The sequence below is a fragment of the Hoyosella levis genome (assembly GCF_026008515.1).
Taxonomy (GTDB): Bacteria; Actinomycetota; Actinomycetes; order Mycobacteriales; family Mycobacteriaceae; genus Lolliginicoccus; species Lolliginicoccus levis.
Genome location: NZ_BQYM01000016.1, coordinates 51814 through 70230, shown reverse-complemented (window position 1 = coordinate 70230; position 18417 = coordinate 51814). Strand labels below are relative to the sequence as shown.

Annotated in this window: 11 protein-coding genes; 6 read left to right on the top strand and 5 right to left on the bottom strand. The window is 69.0% G+C overall.

What is annotated here, in order from left to right; all coding sequences use genetic code 11:
- Positions 1-160: 160 nt before the first annotated feature.
- Positions 161-3127, bottom strand: coding sequence for a type II toxin-antitoxin system Rv0910 family toxin (locus tag QC765_RS15545; protein ID WP_278315348.1), 2967 nt, complete (start codon positions 3125-3127; stop codon positions 161-163).
- Between the two features lie 211 nt (positions 3128-3338).
- Between QC765_RS15545 and QC765_RS15540 the strand changes: the two genes are divergently transcribed.
- From QC765_RS15540 to QC765_RS15520, 5 genes are all read left to right on the top strand, one after another.
- Positions 3339-3833: a YflT domain-containing protein gene (locus QC765_RS15540; protein ID WP_278315347.1), complete on the top strand. Its 495-nt coding sequence runs from the start codon at positions 3339-3341 to the stop codon at positions 3831-3833.
- 4 nt (positions 3834-3837) lie between these two features.
- The gene (locus tag QC765_RS15535; RefSeq protein ID WP_278315346.1) at positions 3838-4461 is read left to right on the top strand and encodes a suppressor of fused domain protein; all 624 of its coding nucleotides are present in this window, start codon (positions 3838-3840) and stop codon (positions 4459-4461) included.
- Between the two features lie 40 nt (positions 4462-4501).
- Positions 4502-5359 carry a PHP domain-containing protein gene (locus QC765_RS15530; RefSeq protein ID WP_278315345.1) on the top strand — a complete coding sequence of 286 codons (858 nt, stop codon included), beginning with the start codon at positions 4502-4504 and terminating at the stop codon, positions 5357-5359.
- Between the two features lie 30 nt (positions 5360-5389).
- Positions 5390-5851 carry a hypothetical protein gene (locus tag QC765_RS15525; protein ID WP_278315344.1) on the top strand — a complete coding sequence of 154 codons (462 nt, stop codon included), beginning with the start codon at positions 5390-5392 and terminating at the stop codon, positions 5849-5851.
- Positions 5852-6247: 396 nt separating this feature from the next.
- A complete protein-coding gene (locus QC765_RS15520) occupies positions 6248-7453 on the top strand; it encodes an NAD(P)-dependent malic enzyme (RefSeq protein ID WP_278315343.1) in 1206 nt (401 codons plus the stop codon).
- 134 nt (positions 7454-7587) lie between these two features.
- Here the strand turns inward: QC765_RS15520 and QC765_RS15515 are convergent, their stop codons facing one another.
- Both QC765_RS15515 and QC765_RS15510 read right to left on the bottom strand, forming a co-directional pair.
- Positions 7588-8427, bottom strand: a complete 840-nt coding sequence (locus tag QC765_RS15515; RefSeq protein ID WP_278315341.1) for an SDR family NAD(P)-dependent oxidoreductase — start codon at positions 8425-8427, stop codon at positions 7588-7590.
- Positions 8424-10028, bottom strand: a complete 1605-nt coding sequence (locus QC765_RS15510; RefSeq protein WP_278315340.1) for a flavin-containing monooxygenase — start codon at positions 10026-10028, stop codon at positions 8424-8426. The genes QC765_RS15515 and QC765_RS15510 overlap by 4 nt, the downstream gene beginning before the upstream one ends.
- A gap of 74 nt (positions 10029-10102) precedes the next feature.
- Between QC765_RS15510 and QC765_RS15505 the strand changes: the two genes are divergently transcribed.
- Positions 10103-10783, top strand: coding sequence for a TetR/AcrR family transcriptional regulator (locus QC765_RS15505; RefSeq protein ID WP_278315339.1), 681 nt, complete (start codon positions 10103-10105; stop codon positions 10781-10783).
- A 69-nt stretch (positions 10784-10852) separates the two neighbouring features.
- Here QC765_RS15505 and QC765_RS15500 read toward each other — a convergent pair whose 3' ends face one another.
- Positions 10853-14518 (bottom strand): multifunctional oxoglutarate decarboxylase/oxoglutarate dehydrogenase thiamine pyrophosphate-binding subunit/dihydrolipoyllysine-residue succinyltransferase subunit, encoded by a 3666-nt coding sequence (locus tag QC765_RS15500; RefSeq protein WP_278315338.1) that lies wholly within the window; start codon positions 14516-14518, stop codon positions 10853-10855.
- A 131-nt stretch (positions 14519-14649) separates the two neighbouring features.
- On the bottom strand, positions 14650-18384 hold the full coding sequence (locus QC765_RS15495; protein WP_278315337.1) for an ABC transporter ATP-binding protein: 3735 nt from the start codon (positions 18382-18384) through the stop codon (positions 14650-14652).
- Between the last annotated feature and the right edge of the window lie 33 nt (positions 18385-18417).

Here is an 18417-nt window from a genome sequence, read left to right as displayed (position 1 = left end):
ACCTCCCACGGAATCTTCCTCGCCATCAGCATGCCCCTTCAGCCAGGGGTGTTGCGATGGCTCCCTGAATCCGCCGCCCGTGAGCTGTCGTTTATCGCACATTCGCGGCTGGGCGGTTGGGCGGGCGGCCAGGAACCACGCTCGCGACCCCGCCTAGCGATCAGCGGCCGCTCCAGCGAGGCTCGCGGCGCTCATCGAACGCGGCCATGCCTTCTTGGGCATCGTCGGAGAACGTCGCTTCCGACGCGATATCGGATTGCCGCTCGAAGGCCTCGTCGGCGGGCCACCCAACGGATTCGTCCACGATCCGGCGTGTGAGGGCGAGGGAGAGCGGAGCGTTCCCGGCGATCTGCCGGGCGAGCTCATGCGCCTCGCGCAGCGCGTGCCCGGGCTTGGCGAGGCGGTTGACGATGCCGAGCTGGTGGAGCCGCTCGGCAGGTACCTCGCGGCCGGTGAGGGTGATCTCCAGCGCTGCGGCCCTCGGCAGGCGCTGGGCGAGCCGGAGCACGCCACCCGCGGCCGCTACCAGCCCGCGGGACGGCTCGGGCAGTCCGAAGCGAGCATCACGGGCGGCGACGATCATGTCGCAGGCCAGCGCTACCTCGAACCCGCCAGCGAGGGCGTGTCCTTCCACCGCGGCGATCGTGGGCAGCGCCGGGGGCAGGGCCGCGATGCCGAGCAAGCCGCGCCGGGGAGCGACGGGAAACTCGCCGCGGGCGGCGGCGCGCAGGTCCATGCCGGTGCTGAAGTCCCCGGCGGAGCCGGTGAGGATGACCACCTGCGTCCGCGGATCGGCCTCGGCATCGTCGAGGGCTTGCTCGAGGGCGAGAGCGAGGCTGAGGTCGATGGCGTTGCGCGCGCGGGGCCGGTTGAGGGTCAGGGTGCAGACGGGGCCGTCCCAGTCACGCAAGAGAGCCGGCTCGCTGCGGGTGCCGCGCACGTGCTCCGCCGAGCGCGAGAAGCCCGCTCCGCTCGCGCTGCTGATGGTGACCTGCTCTCCGTCCCGGATGAGGTCCATGCCGATGAGGTCCTCGGCGAGCCCGCGCTCGAGGAGAGCGGGAACGGTGGAGCGGGTGAGGATCCGGGTGCCGTCATCAGCGAGGGAAGCGAGGATGACGGCGTCGGGGGTGCCGTCGGAGGCGTGCGTGACGGTCCATGCCTCGATGATGCTGGTGCCGTCGTGCTCGGCGGTGGCGTTGCGCGCGGGTGGGCGCGACCAGCGGGCGGCCGCGTCGATATCGGTGAACGGCGTGGCCGGTGGCGTGGTGGATACCAGCGAGGCGGCGTGCTTGGTGGCGTACCAGCCGAGCGCGGTGGACAGCCCGATGGTCCCGGGCTCGCGGCGGGCGGCCCGGACTACTCCGGCTAGCCCGTGGGTGGCGTAGTTGTTGAGCGGGCCGCCCGCGAAGGTGAGGCCGCCGGTGCAGGTGAGCGGCCGCGCGGGGTCGGCCGGGTCGAGGCCGAGCTCGCGGGCGGCGGCGATCACGGCGTAGGGGAAGCAGGAGTACAGGTCGATGTGGTCGGCTTTCGCCGGGTCCGCGCCGAGCTGGTCGCGGAGCGCGTCACCGATGCGTCCGATCGCGGGGATCGTGGCGAGGTTGTCGCGCTCGGAGACGAACCATTCCTCGGTGGCGTGCGCACCGCCGTGGAGGAACACCCAGCGTTCTTGCGGGATGCCAGCCTCCTGGGCGGCGTGGGCGCTGCATAGCAGGATCGCGCCGCCCTGGTCGACGGCCGGGTTGGCGGTCATGAGCTTGGTGTAGGGGGTCGCGACGGGACGGTTGCGGTCGGTGGGGGTGCTGATCTGCTCGGCGGTGTGTGGCTCGGGCAGCCATGCGGCGGGGTTGGTTCCCGCGACGTCGGAGAAGCGTGACCAGAGCGCCGCTTCGCGGGCGGTGTGCTCGCGGGGGTCGAGCTGGAGGCTGCCGCGCAGGGCGCTATCCATGAGCGCGTACATGGGGGCTGGCGCGAGGAGGCCGACGGCTTCCTCGGCTGCGTTGTTGCCTTCCTTGTCCGAGCCGAGCAGCAGGGGAGCGAAGGGCGTCTGGTGCTCGGTGTCCCAGTCCTGCGGGCCATGCTCGGCGAGCGTGGCGAAGGCTTCGGCGCCGACGGTGAGCGCGTGGTCGAGCTCGCCGCGGGCGATCGCTGTGGCGGCGGCGTTGGTGAGCCGGAGCGGGCCGTCGCCGCCGAGCGGGGCTGACTGGGCGAGGTCAGCGCTCGGGGCGCCCAGCGTGGTCGCGATGAGGGACGCGTGGTGCGAGCCGTAGGCCCAGGAGGTGCTGGGCACCGCGCTGATGCGGGTGCGCGGGCTGTCGGGCAGGTGGTCGATCCCGGCGTCGGCGAGCGCTGCCCGGGCAGCGGCGGTGGCGAGGTCGAGCGGGGACCGGGGCCCGGATTCGTCGGGACGGTGGGTGATCTCGCCGACGCCGATGACGACCGGGGTCCAGGGATCGACGCGCGTGCCGCTGGGGACGTGGTCAATGGGCTCGGGCCGCGATCCGGGGATGGTGGGGGCAGGCCGCTCGGCGAGAGCGGGCGCGTCCCCGCCGTGGGTCAGCATGGCCTGGAACCGGACGAGCGAGTCCTTGGTGGCGTTGTTGAGGGCGCGGGCGACCAGCGCGCCCATGGGGCCCTTGAGGGAGTCGCTGTGGAATCCGCTAGTGATGGTGAGGGTCGCGGTGTCCTGGGGCGCGCTGGTGACGCTCACGCCGATCCCCGCCTGGGTGCCGAGCGGTCCGCTGCCCTCGAGGACGAGCGTTCGCGGGCTGATGCTGGTGATGTGCCAGTCCATGCGGATGGGGGTGCCGAGGACGCGCAGCGTCTGCGCGAGGATGGTGCCGGTGGCGAGGCCGGTGGGTGGCGGGTTGCGCCAGCTGGAGTGCAGGGTGAACCACTCGGGGAATCGCGCGAGGTCGGTGACGGCGTCCATGACGGCCAGCGGCGTCGCATCGATGCGAGCCTGCTCGGAGAGCGAGTGAGCGTACTCGCGGCTGAAGGTGATGGTGGGCGAGGGGACGCGGCTGGAGCGGCTGCCACGGCCGGGGGCGAGCGCGCCGAGGATCTGTCCGGGCAGCGCGAGGATGCGCCGGGGCGAGGGGAGCGTGGGTTTCGGGCGTGGGGGGATCATGGTCAGCCTTCCCGCGTCGTGAGGTATGTGAGACTACATGTATCACTGTAGTGGTCCGGGGCGGGACGGCCATCACATTTCTCCCGCGGCGGGCACTAACCGGTTGCGCTAATCGTTGAGACACTAAAGGCTGCATAGCAGCACCAGCAGCGCGACGCGTCGCCCGCGGGAGACCCCGGGCGCACCGGACCCTCACGATCGAGGAGACACCTTGAGCAGCCCCCTGAGCAATGCCGCCCGGATCGGACTCCCCACGCCGCCCACCGGCTGGCCGATCGGTTCCTACACCACCTACGCCGAGGCCCAGCGAGCCGTGGATTACTTGTCGGACAACCAGTTCCCCGTGCGCGATGTCACCATCGTCGGCGTTGACCTGATGCAGGTAGAGCGAGTCGTGGGCCGCCTGAACTGGCCGCGCGTCATTGGTGGCGCTGTAGTCTCGGGCGCCTGGATCGGCATCTTCATCGGCCTGCTCATCGGACTGTTCACCGAGCAGTTGTGGGGCGCGCTGCTCACCGGTGTCACCTTCGGCATCCTCTTCTGGGTCGTCATGCAGTCGGTGCAGTACGCCGCCTCCCGCGGCCAGCGCGATTTCCAGTCGACCATGCAGCTCGTCGCGGGGCGCTACGACGTCCTGTGCGACCCCCGCACGGCGGAGAAGGGACGGGACCTGCTCGCGTCGCTCTCCGGCGGTGCCGCACACTAGCAGCATGTCGAGCTTTCCCGATTTCTCACATCCCGGTTCGACAGGCTCCCAGCCGGACGTTCCCGCGCTCGTTCGCGCCCACGTCACGCGGGCGCTCGATCTCGGTGATCCCGCGGCGGCCTCCGTCACCTTCCTGGGGGTGGAGCCGATCACGGTGCTGCGCTATGGGCCCTCCGCGAGCCGCATGGTGCACTACGTGAGCTGCGGGTGCAGCGCGAGCCCCATGGGCGATCCCGCCGACATGCTGGCCGACCCGCTCCAGGGCCCGCGCGCCGAGATCGTCCTGCGCCTGCGCGGCGGTGCCGATGAGGTGCTCCGTTCCCTGGCCATCATCGCGGCGGCACCAGCCGTCGAGGGGCTCATCCTTGCCGAGGACGCGCTCGTGGACCTCAGCGAGCCCCTCTGGCCGGGCTCGGCATTCACTGCGGTCCTGCTCGGGCCCAGCATCCTGCCTCCCGTGGAACTGCCGGAGCCCAGCAGCCCCGTCGAGTTCCTCGACGCCGCGCCCATCACGGCCACCGAGGCGGCCTGGATGCGCATCAAGGGGGCGGGCGCGCTCCGCGAGGCATGGGCCGAGGCGGGCATCGACACGACCGACCCCGGACGGTCGGCCGTGCGCATGACGTGAGACGGTGCCCGGAAGCGCCGCCGGCGGGCACAATGAAATGATGCGCATCGACCTGCACACGCACTCCACCGCCTCCGATGGCACGGATACCCCCGCTGGTCTCGTTGCTGCGGCGGCACGCGCAGGGCTCGATGTGGTCGCGATCACCGACCATGACACCACCTCCGGGTGGCAGGAGGCCGAGGCCGCGCTGCCCGCGGGGCTCGCTCTGGTGCGCGGCATGGAGATGTCATGCCTTGGTCATGGCGAGGACGGCTATCCGGTGGCGGTCCATCTTCTCGCGTACCTCTTCGACCCCGCCCATGCCGCCTTCGCGGCGGAGCGGCAACGCCTCCAGCAAGCGCGGCGCGAGCGCATCCGGCTCATGGCCCAGCGCATGCGCGACGATGGCATCCCCGTTGATCCCGACGCGATCATCGCCGGAGCGGGAAACGTCGTCGGACGGCCCCATCTCGCCCGCGCGCTGCTTGACCTCGGTGTCGTGGAGACGATCGGGGACGCCTTCCTGCATCACCTCTCGCCGCGCGGCCCCTACTACACCCGCATGGCCGATACCTGGCTCGATGATGCCGTCGCCATGGTTCGCGCGGCGGGCGGAGTACCTGTCCTCGCGCATGCCCTCGCGCGCAAGCGGGGGCGCGTGCTCGATCTCGACCACATCCGCGCGCTCGCGGAGTCCGGGCAGCTCGCCGGGCTCGAGGTGGCGCATCCGGACCACAGCGAGGAGGATGCAGCGATCCTCGCGCGCCTCGCCGCCCGGCACGGCCTGATCACGACCGGCTCGTCTGACTACCATGGCGGGAACAAGACCATCGCCCTGGGGGCGCGGACGACCGAGGTGGAGCAGCTCGACGAGATCGTCGCGCGCGCGTCCGGCGCAGGGGTCATCCAGCGGTAGCGGCTCAGGCCTGTAGGGAAAGGGGAACGGGTGGCGTACTACCCAGCAACAGGGGGTGCTCCTGGCGACGATGGCAACGTCGTCCCCGTGGCACGCGCTGCCAGCGACCGGGATTCCCTGCATTGGGCACGGCAGTCCAGCCAGCCGCAGCCTGCCCCAGGGTATGCGATCGCGCGCGATCCCGATGCGGGCCACCCATGGCCGCGGCGCCGTGCTGCCTGGCCGGTGCGGCTGCTCCGCTGGGCATCCGGTCTCGTCGCGGGCGGCCTCGTCGCGCTCGCGCTTGTCGTGGGCCTCGTGGCGGTGCTCGCTGATGACTGGTCGATCGCCGGGCCCGGGGCCGCCTCCGTCTCCTGGCATGTGATCGGCGCGCTCATCGCCATCGTCGCGCAGGTCGCTGCCGACCGCGCGCGCGGTCTCGTCGCGGCGTCGTGGAGTGTGCTGGTGCTCACAATTGGATCTCTCCTGCTGCTCACGCAGTGGTGGAGCTAGGTTTCGATGCCGCACGCAGGTTGAACGCGACGGGCACGGGGTGGCAAACTGTGAGGGCTGAAGCCGGTGCCACAGCCCCGGACGGAGGCATGATCGCCGCACTAGGGTGGCGCGGCCCGGGTAATCCCTGAGGCCAGCGCGGTCCGCTGCGCGGCGCGAGCCCGACTGATGCGATCTCCATCAAGATATCCGGCTGTGAAGCGCGACCCGGCTCATCACCATTTTGCTGGCCCGCGCTGCCGTGAGTCCCATGCCGCATGAGGCGGTACCGCGTACTCCGCGCATGCAGTGCAGGTAATGTCTGACAGACCAGAGTGCCGTTCCGCGATCTTTCGTGCCCGCGGCGCGGCAACGCTACCGGCCGGGCCAGGCCGAGACAGTGTAGGAGTGTTCAACGTGTCCACCGATGCCGCCCACGGCAGCGCTACCACCGCGTCAACGGATCCCGGTCCCATCACCGAGGCCGAGATCTTCGCGAGCCACGAGGGCGGCAAGCTATCGGTGGAGCTGACTGCTCCGCTCGATACCCAGCGGGACCTCTCGATCGCCTACACCCCGGGCGTCGCTCAGGTGAGCCGGGCCATCGCCGCTGATGTGACCCTCACCTCGCGCTACACCTGGACGAGCAGGCTGGTCGCGGTCGTCAGCGACGGCACCGCCGTGCTCGGGCTCGGGGACATCGGCCCCCGTGCCTCGCTGCCGGTGATGGAGGGCAAGGCGGCCCTGTTCAAGTCCTTTGCCGGCCTCAACTCGATCCCGATCGTGCTCGATACCAAGGATGTCGACGAGATCGTCGAGACCCTGGTCCGGCTGCGCCCCACGTTCGGTGCCGTCAATCTCGAGGATATCTCCGCGCCGCGCTGCTTCGAGATCGAGCGTCGCGCCAAGGAGGCCCTCGATTGCCCCGTCTTCCATGATGACCAGCACGGCACCGCGATCGTGGTGCTCGCCGCGCTCAACGGCGCGGCCAAGGCGCTCGGTCGCGAGCTCGCCCCGATGCGCGTGGTGATCGCGGGCGCGGGCGCGGCCGGGGTGGCCTGCGCGAACATCCTCCTCGCCGCGGGGATCCCGGATGTGGTGGTGCTCGATTCGAAGGGCATCGTCGAGCCTGGGCGCGGTGACCTCAACGAGGTCAAGCGCGAGCTCGCGGCCCGCACGAACCCCCACGGCCGCACCGGTGGGGTTGCCGAGGCGCTCGATGGTGCCGATGTGTTCCTCGGGGTCTCGGCGGGGAAGGTGCCCGAGCAGCTGATCGCGACGATGGCTCCGGGCTCGATCGTGTTCGCGCTCTCGAACCCTGACCCGGAGATCCATCCCGAGCTCGCGCGCAAGCATGCCGCGGTCGTCGCGACCGGCCGGAGCGACTACCCCAACCAGATCAACAACGTGCTGGCGTTCCCCGGCATCTTCAAGGGCGCGCTCGATGCGGGCGCGCGCGCTATCACCGAGGGCATGAAGCTTGCCGCGGCGGAGGCGATCCTCTCCGTGCTCGGCGACGATGTCTCGACCGACATGATCGTGCCGAGCCCGCTCGACCCCCGTGTCGCGCCCGCGGTCGCTGAGGCCGTGGCCCGCGCGGCCCGCGAGGAAGGCGTTGCCTGACATCCAGTTGCCTGACGGCCTGATGCCAGGCATCCCGGGGCCTGGCATCCAGTTGTGTAGCGGCTTGCTCGTTCCTTGACATCGCGATGGCCCCCGATCCAGTACCTCGGATCGGGGGCCATCGTCGTGGGCGGCTAGGAGATCTGGCCGGCCTTCTTCATCACGCGGCCCGCGACGGCCGCGAAGATGCGCTCGTACCCGGCGCCAGTGGTGCGCTGGAACAGATCGAGGGCGCGCGCGTCGATGCCGATGAGGCTGCGGGCCCGCTTGCGCCGCACATCCTTGAGGATCCGCTTGGCGGCGTCCTCGGGGCTGGTGCGGGCAAGGTGCTTGTCGAAGAACTCGCCGAGCGAGGTGGCGTCGGTGCCCTCGGCGGCGGTGGCGTTGCGGGCGATGGCGGTCTTGATGCCACCTGGGTGCACGCAGGTCACGGCCACGGGGTGCTTGTTGGTGATCATCTCCATGCGCAGTGCTTCGGTGAAGCCGCGCACCGCGAACTTGGCCGCATTGTAGGCCGCCTGTGACGGGATGGCAACGAGGCCGAACAGGCTGGAGATGTTGACGACGTGGCCGTCGCCCGACGCGATGAGGTGCGGCAGGAAGGCCTTGGTGCCGTTGACCACGCCCCAGAAGTCGATGTCTATGACGCGCTCGATGTCCTTGAACTCGCTGACCTCGACGTCGCCGGTGAAGGCGATGCCCGCATTGTTGAACACCATGTTGATCGTGCCGAAGTGGGCGGCGACCACGTCGGCGTAGTCGAGCATGGCCTCCCGCTCGGCAACGTTGAGGTGCGCGGTGTGGACCTCGGCGCCGAGTGCCCGGGCCTTGTCCGCGGTCTCCTCGAGGCCGACGCTGTTGACGTCGGAGAGCGCGAGCTTGGCGCCCTCGGCGGCGAGCTGGAGGGCGAGCGCCCGGCCGATGCCGGAGCCTGCCCCGGTGATTACTGCGGTCTTGCCGGAGAAGGTGCTCATGCGTGGGTCCCCTTGGTGTCGGCCAGCGTGCTGGCGTCAGTGTTGCCGGTCGTGGCTGTGCTCGTGGCGTTCTGCTGGGTGGCGTGCAGGCCCTGGCTGTCCATCACGGTGATCTCGTACGCCTGCTGATCGAATCGCTTCAGCATGTTCCGGAACGTGAAGGTGAATCCGGGCCACAGCGTGGTGTTGTTGCCGTGCTTGTCGAGGTACCACGAGCCGCAGCCGCCCGTCATCCAGACGGTGCCCTGGAGGCTCTTCTGCAGGCCAGCATTGAACTCGTCCTGGACCTCGGGCAGCACCTCGAAGGTGGCGATGTCGTTCTTGCGGATCTTCTTGAGCGCATCAACGACGTAGTTGAGCTGCGACTCGATCATGTAGACCATCGAGGTGTGGCCGAGCCCGGTGTTCGGCCCGACGAGGAAGAACAGGTTGGGGAAGCCGGCGACGGTGGTGCCCTTGTAGCCCTTCATCCCGCTCTCCTCGAAGACCTCGGCGAGGGAGCGGCCGTCCTTGCCGAAGATCCCGGCGAACATGGGGGAGTCGGTGACGTGGAAGCCTGTCGCGACGATGAGCGCGTCGATCTCCCGCTCGGTGCCGTCGGCGGTGACGATCGACCCGGGCCGGACCTCGCGGATCCCGTCGGTGATGAGGTCGACATTGTCGCGGTCGAGCGCCGGGTAGTAGGCGTTGGAGATGAGCATGCGCTTGCAGCCGATGCGGAAGTCCGGCGTGACCTTGCGGCGCAGCTCGGGGTCGCGGATCTGTGCGCGGATCATGCCCTGGGCGAGTGCTTGCAGCCCGAGCATCAGCTTGGGCGCCTTGGCGAGGCCAACGACCTGTGTCTCGCGGGCGGCGTAGATCGCTGCGCGAACGGCCTTCTGGAAGCCCGGGATCTTCTTGAACGCGAGCTTCTCGACGCCGGTGTACGGGCGGTCGAGGCGGGGGAGGAGCCACGGCGCGGTGCGCTGGAAGACGTCGAGGGTGGCCACCTGCCCGGCGATGGCGGGCACGATCTGGATGGCGGAGGCGCCGGTGCCGATGATGGCGACGCGCTTGCCGGTGAGGTCCGCGGAGTGGTCCCAGCGGGCGGAGTGGAAGAGCTGTCCGGCGAAGTCCTCGATGCCAGGGATGGCGGGCAGGGAGGGCTCGCAGAGCGCGCCGACGCCGGAGATGAGGAACCGGGCGGTGATGTTGCCCTGGCTGGTGTCAAGGTGCCATTGCTGGGCGGCCGTGTCCCAGCGGGCCTCGCGCACGTCGCAGCCGAACTGGTGGTGGTCGAGCACATCGGCGTTCTGGGCCACGGTGCGCAGGTACTGGTAGATCTCGGGCTGCGCGGAGAAGGATCGCGACCACTCGGGGTTGCGCGCGAAGGAGAACGAGTACAGCTGCGAGGGCACGTCGCAGGCCGCTCCGGGGTAGGTGTTGTCGCGCCAGGTGCCGCCGACATCGGCGCCACGCTCGAGCACGAGGAACGAGTGGGTGCCGAGCTTCTTGAGCTTGATGGCGGCGCCGAGGCCGGAGAATCCGCTGCCGATGATGGCGACGTCCACGTGGCGGGCGCGCTGCTTGGCGGGAGGCGCGGGGCGGGGCTTCGATGTCATGGAAAGACGATAACGGGACTACTGAGCGTAAGTCAATAGTTTATTGAATCGGGGTCAACAGCTATCATGGGATGATGACCACCACCAAGCGCACCCGCCTCGCCCCGGGCAAGCGACGCGCGCAGCTCATCGAGCTCGGCCTCGCCCTGCTCCAGGAGAAGCCCATCGAGGAGATCTCGGTGGAGGACATCGCTGCCCAGGCCGGCGTCTCGAAGGGCCTGCTCTTCCACTACTTCGGCTCCAAGAGCGAGTTCCAGGCAGCGCTCGTGCAGGCCATCTCCCTCCAGTTCCTCGACGCCACCGAGCCCGACTACTCCCAGACCCCGCTCCGCGCGCTCGAGACTGCCCTCGACAGCTACATCTCCTTCGTCGAGCAAGCACCCAATCTCTACATCTCCATGCTGCGCGGTGCGCTCAGCAGCATGCCCGAGATGGTCGCTTCCGTCGAGGCATCCCGTTCCGGCATCGCCGACCGCATCCTCGTCCTCGTCGCGAGCCTCGGCATCGACGACACCATCCCGCTGCGGGTCTCCATCCGCGGCTGGATCGCGCTGGTGGAGGAGGCCGTCATCGATTGGCTCACCAAGCGCGAGATCGAGCGCGGCGAGCTCATCGAGCTGCTCACCGGCGCGCTCATCGGCGTCATCCTCGGGCCCATGCTCGCCCGCGAGGGCACCATCGCGCACCTGTTCCCCGAGTTCGACCGGCCGCTCGCCGAGACGATCGCGCCCGGCACCGAGGACAGGACGGGCTGAACAACGAGAGCCCGCCCCGGCGCGCTCTGCACCGGGGCGGGCTTGACAGTCATCGGCGAGGCCGGGCTGCTACTTGATCTCGAACGCCGTGTCGATCAGCTGCTGCTGCTCGACGGCATGCACCTTTGCCGAGCCCGACGACGGAGCCGACATGGGCCGTCGCGACACCCGCTTGAGCATCGGGAACACATCCGGAAGGATCTCCGGCAGGTTCAGCCCGAAGAACGGCCACGCGCCCTGGTTGGCCGGCTCCTCCTGCACCCAGCGGAACTCCTTGACGTTCGGGTAGTTCGCGATCGCCTCGCGCAAGCGATGCCGCGGCACGGGGTAGAGCTGCTCCACGCGCAGGACGGCGATGTCCTCGCGCTCCTCCTTCTCCTTGCGCGCCGCGAGCTCGTAGTAGAGCTTGCCGCTGCAGAGCAGGATTCGCGTGACCTTCTTGCGCTCGTCCTCGGAGGCTCCCTCCAGGGTCGGGTCATCGATCACGCTGCGGAACTTGCCCTCGGTGAAGTCCTTGATCGGGCTAACGACAGCCTTGTTGCGCAGCATCGACTTCGGAGTGAACACCACCAGCGGACGATGCACCCCTGCGTTCGCGTGGCGTCGCAGCAGGTGGAAGTAGTTCGCCGGAGTGGAGGGGACCGCCACTGTCATCGAGCCCTCGGCGCACAGCTGGAGGAACCGCTCGATGCGACCCGATGTGTGGTCCGGGCCCTGGCCCTCGTGGCCGTGGGGAAGCAGCATGACAACGTTGGACCGCTGCGCCCACTTCGCCTCCCCGGAGGAGATGAACTCATCGAGGATGGTCTGCGCGCCGTTGACGAAGTCACCGAACTGCGCCTCCCACAGGACGAGCGCATCGGTGTTGCCCACGGAGTAGCCATACTCGAAGCCCAGGCCGGCGAACTCGGTGAGCGCCGAGTCATACACCATGAACTTGCCGCCCGATTGCTCGGAGAACGCCATGACCGGGCTGTATTCCGCCTCGGTGGTGCGATCGATGATCACCGCATGGCGCTGCGTGAACGTGCCGCGGCGCGTGTCCTGGCCGGCGAGGCGCACGGTGCGACCCTCCTGCACCAGCGTGCCCATCGCGAGGAGCTCACCGAATGCCCAGTCGACATTGCCCTTGCGGCTCATCTCGTGCCGCCGGTCATACACGGGCTTGACGCGAGTGTGCGGGTGGAATCCCTCGGGCAGGTTGACGTGCAGGTCGCCGAACGCCTCGAGGACCTCCTGGGAGATCGAGGTCTGCACGTTCGTGCGCAGCACCTGGTCCTCCTCGACGGAGGGGCTCGGTGCCGGCGGGTACTTCTCGAGCTCACGGACCTCGTTGAAGACCCGCTCGAGCTGTCCCTGGTAGTCGCGCAGCGCGTCCTCCGCCTCCTTCAGCGAGATATCGCCACGACCGATCAGTGCCTCGGTGTAGGTCTTGCGGACGCTGCGCTTGCTGTCGATCAGGTCGTACATCTGCGGCTGCGTCATCGAGGGATCGTCGCCCTCGTTGTGGCCGCGGCGCCGGTAGCAGATCAGGTCGATGACCACGTCCTTGTGGAACTTCTGCCGGAAGTCCACAGCGAGCTTGGCCACCCACACGCACGCCTCGGGATCATCACCGTTGACGTGGAAGATCGGTGCTCCGATCATCTTCGCCACATCGGTGCAGTACTCGCTGGACCGGGAATACTCCGGGCGAGTGGTGAAGCCGACCTGGTTGTTGACCACGATGTGCACGGTGCCGCCGGTGCGGTAGCCGCGCAGCATCGAGATATTGAGAGTTTCCGCCACGACACCCTGGCCAGCGAAAGCGGCATCGCCGTGGAGCATCAGCGGCACGACGGAGAAATTGTCCGACGACTCGCCCCCATTGATCAGGTCCTGCTTCGCTCGCACGATGCCCTCTACCACGGGGTTCACCGCTTCGAGGTGCGAGGGGTTCGCGGTGAGGGAGACGGTGATGTCGTTCTCGCCGAACATCTGGATGTAGGTGCCTGATGCGCCGAGGTGGTACTTCACATCGCCGGAGCCGTGCGCCTGCGCGGGGTTCATGTTGCCCTCGAACTCGGTGAAGATCTTCGAGTAGGGCTTGCCGACGATGTTGGCGAGGACGTTGAGCCGACCGCGGTGCGGCATGCCGACAACGACCTCGTCGAGCGCGTGCTCCGCGGACTGATCGATCACCGCGTCCATCATCGGGATCACCGACTCGGCGCCCTCGAGGGAGAAGCGCTTCTGGCCGACGTACTTGGTCTGCAGGAATGTCTCGAATGCCTCGGCGGCATTGAGCTTCGACAGGATGTATTTCTGCTCGGCGACCGAAGGCTTCTGGTGCTTGATCTCCACGCGGTCCTGCAGCCACTGCATCTGGTCGGGCTCGAGGATGTGCATGTACTCGACGCCGATCTTGCGGCAGTACGAGTCGCGCAGCACCCCGAGGACCTCGCGGAGCTTCATCTTCTCCTTGCCGGCGAACCCGCCGACAGTGAAGTCCCGGTCAAGGTCCCACAGGGTGAGGCCGTGGGTGCGCACGTTGAGGTCGGGGTGGCTCTCGAGCGACTCGACGTTGTAGCGCAGCGGATCGGTATCGGCCATCAGGTGCCCGCGATGCCGGTAGGCGCCGATCAGCTGCAGCACGCGGGTGTTCTTGTCGATCGCGCCGGGCGGGATGTCGCGGCTCCACCGTACCGGCTCGTACGGGATGCCGAGCGAGGTGAAGATCTCGTCGTAGAACTCGTCGGCGAGCATCAGATGGTGGATCTTCCGCAGGAACTCGCCGGATTCGGCGCCCTGGATGATCCGGTGATCGTAGGTGGAGGTCAGTGTCATCAGCTTGCCGACACCGACCTCGGCGATCTTCTCCTCGCTGGCGCCCTGGAACTCCGCCGGGTACTCCATCGCGCCGGCGCCGATGATCGCGCCCTGGCCCTCCATGAGGCGTGGTACCGAGTGCACGGTGCCGATGCCGCCCGGGTTGGTCAGCGAGATCGTGACGCCCTGGAAGTCCTCGGCGGTGAGCTTGCCGTCCCTGGCGCGCCGTACGAGATCCTCGTACGCATGCCAGAACTGCAGGAAGTTCATCGTCTCGCACTTCTTGATCGCCGCGACGACGAGGGTGCGGTTGCCATCCTTGCCGGGCAGGTCGATGGCAAGGCCGAGGTTCGTGTGCGCCGGAGTGACCAGGTTCGGCTTGCCGTCGGTCTCCTCGTAATGGCGGTTCATGCTCGGGTAGCTCTTGACCGCCTGGATGATGGCGTAGCCGAGCAGGTGCGTGAAGGAGATCTTGCCACCGCGGGTGCGGGCGAGATGATTGTTGATCACCAGGCGGTTATCGATCATCGCCTTGGCCGGCACCGCGCGCACGCTCGTGGCGGTCGGCATCGTCAGCGAGGAGTTCATGTTGCGCGCCACGGCTGCCGCGGCGCCACGCAGGGGCTTGGTCTCCGGTCCGGACTCGGAGGGCTTCGACGCAGCTGGCTTGGATGCGGCGGGCTTCTTCGACTCTGTCTTCTTCGGCTCGGCGGGCTTCGAGGGAGCGGGCTTGGCTGGCTTGGAGGGAGCCGGGGACGAGCTGCTGGAGGAGCTTGGTGCGTCCTTGTTGTTGTCGCCTGGCTTGTAGTCCTTGAGGATGTCATGCCAGGCCGGGTCGACCGAGGAGGGATCGTCCTGGAATCGCTGGTACATCTCCTCGACCAACCACTCGTTCTGGCCGAACTGTGATAGTGAACTGCTGGTCACGGCCGTGCTCGCCTCGTTTCCCTTGTGATCGCCGAACTCGTCGCCCCCTGTATGGAGGGTAGTACCTTGCCGGGGCGCCTGCCCGATGGGCCCGCTGTTCGTGCCGTGCTGCGCACGCTAGTCCTTCCGTGCTACGCCGGGGTTACCGACTCCTCGATCGCATTGTCGTCTGCTGGTGAGCTTCGTGCGGTTGAATGCGCGGATTGCCAAAGATCAGCGTAGTAGCCATTCCCCTGCAGGAGTTCGTGGTGGGTACCGGACTCGACGATCCGTCCGTCGTGGATCACCACGATCCGGTCCGCTCGCGCGGCTGTCTCGAGGCGGTGCGCCACGATGACGGATGTCCTCTCCGAGGTTAGCTGCTTGCTCGCAGTGATGACGAGGTGTTCGCTCGCTGGATCGAGGGAGGCGGTGGCTTCGTCGAGCAGCATCAGGTCGGGCCGGGCGAGGGCCGCGCGGGCGAGCGCGAGCAACTGCCGCTCTCCGGCCGATAGCCCGCGCCCCCGCTCGCCCACGGGCTCGCGCATGCCGCGGGGCAAGGTAGAGATGAAGCCGAGCGCGCCGACCTCCGCGGCAGCTGCCTCGATCTCCGCCGAGGATGCCCCAGGCCGCGCGAACGCGATATTGGCGGCGATGTCCCCGGCGAACAGGTGTGGTTCCTGGGGGACGATCCCGATCCGCGACCGGTACTCGGTGGCATCGAACTCGCGGATGCTGGTGCCGCTGGCGCGCACCGTGCCCGTGGTGGGGTCATGGAACCGCGCGAGCAGCTTGACGATCGTGGACTTGCCCGCGCCCGTGGGACCGACCAGCGCCACGGTGGAGCCGGGGGCGATCGCGAGGTCGATATCGTGGAGGACCTCGATGGGAGGATCGCTGCCGCTGTAGGAGAAGCTCGCATGATCTAGCTCGAGGGCGCCCGCCAGGGCCCGCCCGACAGGCCGCGCCTGTCCGGGTGATCGCATCGGCACCGACGGCACGGTGGCCAGCAGGTCCCGGATGCGCAGGAGGCCCACGCGAGCCTGCTGGTAGCTATCGAACACCTGCGACAGTTGCTGGATCGGCCCGAACAGCAGGTTGAGGTACAGCACGAAAGCGGCGAGCGCGCCCGCGCTGAGGCTGGCGTCGGCAACGCGCTGCGCCCCGACGAGCAGGACCACGGCGAGCGCGATATCGCTGAGGAAGGCGATGCCGGGGAAGTAGGTGGCGATGGCCCGCTGCGCACGCATGCGCGACTCCACGTAGGCCCGCGACGACTGCTCGAACCGGGCGGCGGCAGCTTCCTCCTGCTGGTATGCCTGCGCGGTGCGGATGCCCATGATGTTCTCCTGGAACTCCGCATTGACCCGGGCGATGCGCTCCCGCGAGACGCTGTACGCGGCGGAGGAGATGCGCCGGAACACGACCGTCGCGGCGATCACCACGGGAAGGACGAGCAGCACGAGCCCAGCGAGCGAGGCGTCCGTGAGCACCAGCGCTACCGAGACCCCGCCGAGGGTCAGCAGGCTGACCGCCGCGGTGACCAGGCTCGTCTGCAGGAACGAGGAGAGCGCATCGATATCAGTGGTCATGCGGGTCATGATCCGGCCGGAGCGCTCCCGCTCGTAGAAGTCGAGCCCGAGCCGCTGCAAGTGCGCGTAGCTCCGTACCCGCAGCCCATAGAGCACGCTTTCCCCGGCCCGTGCAGCGAGCCGGGCGACCGCGTGCCCGGCAGCCCAGCCGATGCCCACGAGCACGGATGCCGCGAGCGCGATGGCCAGCACCGTGGATGTGCTGCCCGCGATGATGCCCTCGTCGATGGTCAGCCGGGCGACTGTCGGCAGCAGCATCGTCGCTGCCGAATCGACAGCGAGGGCGACCGCGGCCGCGGCGAGCAGCCACTGCACAGGCTTGAGCTGGTTCGCCAGGCGGAACGGGGGCTCCGTCGCGGTCACCTCGCCCAGCTGGGCCGGGAGCGGGGGTGGCGGGTCGGTGGCGGGCGGCAGCGTGGCGAGCGCGGAGGCGAGCTCGGGCCGGATGCGCGTGGTCTCCGCGCCGATGATCGGTTCGGGCCAGAGCTGGTGGTCGCGGGAGGGGCTGCTCGGCTCGTCGGCCAGCTCATGCGCCATGAGCTGGCGATAGCGGGCGCAGCGGGCCTCGAGCTCCGCGGTGGTGCCCACGTCGAGCAGCCGACCCTGATCCAGCACCGCTATGCGGTCGGCGAGGCGCAGCGAGGAGCGTCGGTGCGTGATCGTCACCACGGTCCGCTGGCTGCCCCTGGTGTCGAGCTGGTCGAGGATCTCCCGCTCGGTGACGGCATCCACGGCAGAGAGCGCGTCATCGAGGACGAGGATGCGGGGCTTCGCGAGGAGCGCGCGGGCGAGAGCGATGCGCTGGCGCTGCCCGCCGGAGAGGGTGAGCCCGCGCTCGCCGATGGTGGTGCCGTAGCCCTCCGGTAGCTCCCGGATGAACGCGTCGGCCCTCGCGAGCCGCGCGGCGGCGATGATGTCCTCGTCGGAGGCTTCAGGATCGCCCAGGCCGATATTGCGACCGACCGTGTCGGAGAACAGGAAGGGCTCATCGAACACGATCGCCATGCGCTCGCGGAGATCGCTCGTGGCGACCTCCGTCAGCCTGGCTCCCTGCTCATCCGAGCCGATCAGCGTGATGGCGCCACTAGTGGGGTCGTAGAACCGTGGCAGCAGGGCGGCAAGCGCGGACTTGCCCGAGCCCGAGGCGCCGATGATCGCGAGGGTCTCGCCGGGCCTGGCGTCCAGGGTGATGCCGTGCAGCACCGGCCGCCGGGGATCGAAGCCAAACGTCACCCCCTCCATCCTGATGCCGAGGGGGCCGTCGGGAAGCGGCACGGGCCGCTCGGGCTCCACGACGTGGGGCGCGGTATCGATGACGTCGAGCACGCGCTCGATGGCGGCGCGGGAGAGATGGACCATCACGAGGAAGCCGCCGAGCAAGCGCGCGATGCCCGCGAGCGCGGAGAGGTATGCGGCGAAGGCGATGAGGGTGCCGATGGTGAGCGCTCCCGTGGCCGCTAGCAGGCCGCCGACCGCGAGCACCGCGACCAGCCCGAGCTGCGGGATCGCGGCGACGGTGGGGGAGAGGCGCGCGTTGAGCCGGGCCGCCCGCATCCGTTCGCCGTAGAGCTGGCCACTGATGCCGCGGAGCTCGTCGACCATGCGTTGTTCCTGGCCGAAGCCCTTGACGACACGGACCCCGGTGACGGTCTCCTCGACGTGCTGGGCCACGTCGGCGGCGCGCTGCTGGGCCGACCATGTCGCCGCGTAGAGCCGCAGCCGGTAGGCGCGGATGGCCAGCCAGGTCGCGGGCAGGATCGCGACTGCCACGAGCGTGAGGGGGATGGAGAGGTAGACCATCGCGCCGATCGAGAGGACGAGCTGCAGGAGCGCCCCGCCGGAGAGCGGTGCCATCGCGAGCAGCCCCTGCACCTGCTGGAGATCGCTGATCGAGCGGGAGACGAGCTGGCCCGTGCGGACCTCGTCCTGGCGCTTGCCGTCGAAGCGCTGGATGCTGCCGAGCAGATCACGGCGGAAGTCCTGCTGGACCTCCAGCGACAGGCGGCCGGCGAGCACCCGGCGGACGAACTGGGCGGCGAAGCGGACAGTGGCGAGCAGCAGCAGCGCCACGACGAACGTGCCCAGCATCGCCACCGTGCCATCGACGGCACGATCAATGACGGTCTTGGCCACGAGGGGCACCGCGACCTCGATGGCGGTGGAGATAGCGGTGGCAGCGACCGCGCCCGCGACCAGGCGCGGATGCTCGAGGCACTGGCGCAGCAGGCGCCGCAGCCAGCCGGGGACAGCGCCGGGCGCGGTGCCGCGCGCGGGGGGTGCAGTTGTGGTGCCCATGTCTGGATCAAGGCTATCGGGGAGGGCTGACAT

Bases quoted from the DNA above. Each gene is read 5' to 3' on its own strand.
- QC765_RS15545 (WP_278315348.1), bottom strand. From the start codon at position 3,127: ATGATCCCCCCACGCCCGAAACCCACGCTCCCCTCGCCCCGGCGCATC.
- QC765_RS15535 (WP_278315346.1), top strand. From the start codon at position 3,838: ATGTCGAGCTTTCCCGATTTCTCACATCCCGGTTCGACAGGCTCCCAG.
- QC765_RS15530 (WP_278315345.1), top strand. From the start codon at position 4,502: ATGCGCATCGACCTGCACACGCACTCCACCGCCTCCGATGGCACGGAT.
- QC765_RS15515 (WP_278315341.1), bottom strand. From the start codon at position 8,427: ATGAGCACCTTCTCCGGCAAGACCGCAGTAATCACCGGGGCAGGCTCC.
- QC765_RS15510 (WP_278315340.1), bottom strand. From the start codon at position 10,028: ATGACATCGAAGCCCCGCCCCGCGCCTCCCGCCAAGCAGCGCGCCCGC.
- QC765_RS15505 (WP_278315339.1), top strand. From the start codon at position 10,103: ATGACCACCACCAAGCGCACCCGCCTCGCCCCGGGCAAGCGACGCGCG.
- QC765_RS15495 (WP_278315337.1), bottom strand. From the start codon at position 18,384: ATGGGCACCACAACTGCACCCCCCGCGCGCGGCACCGCGCCCGGCGCT.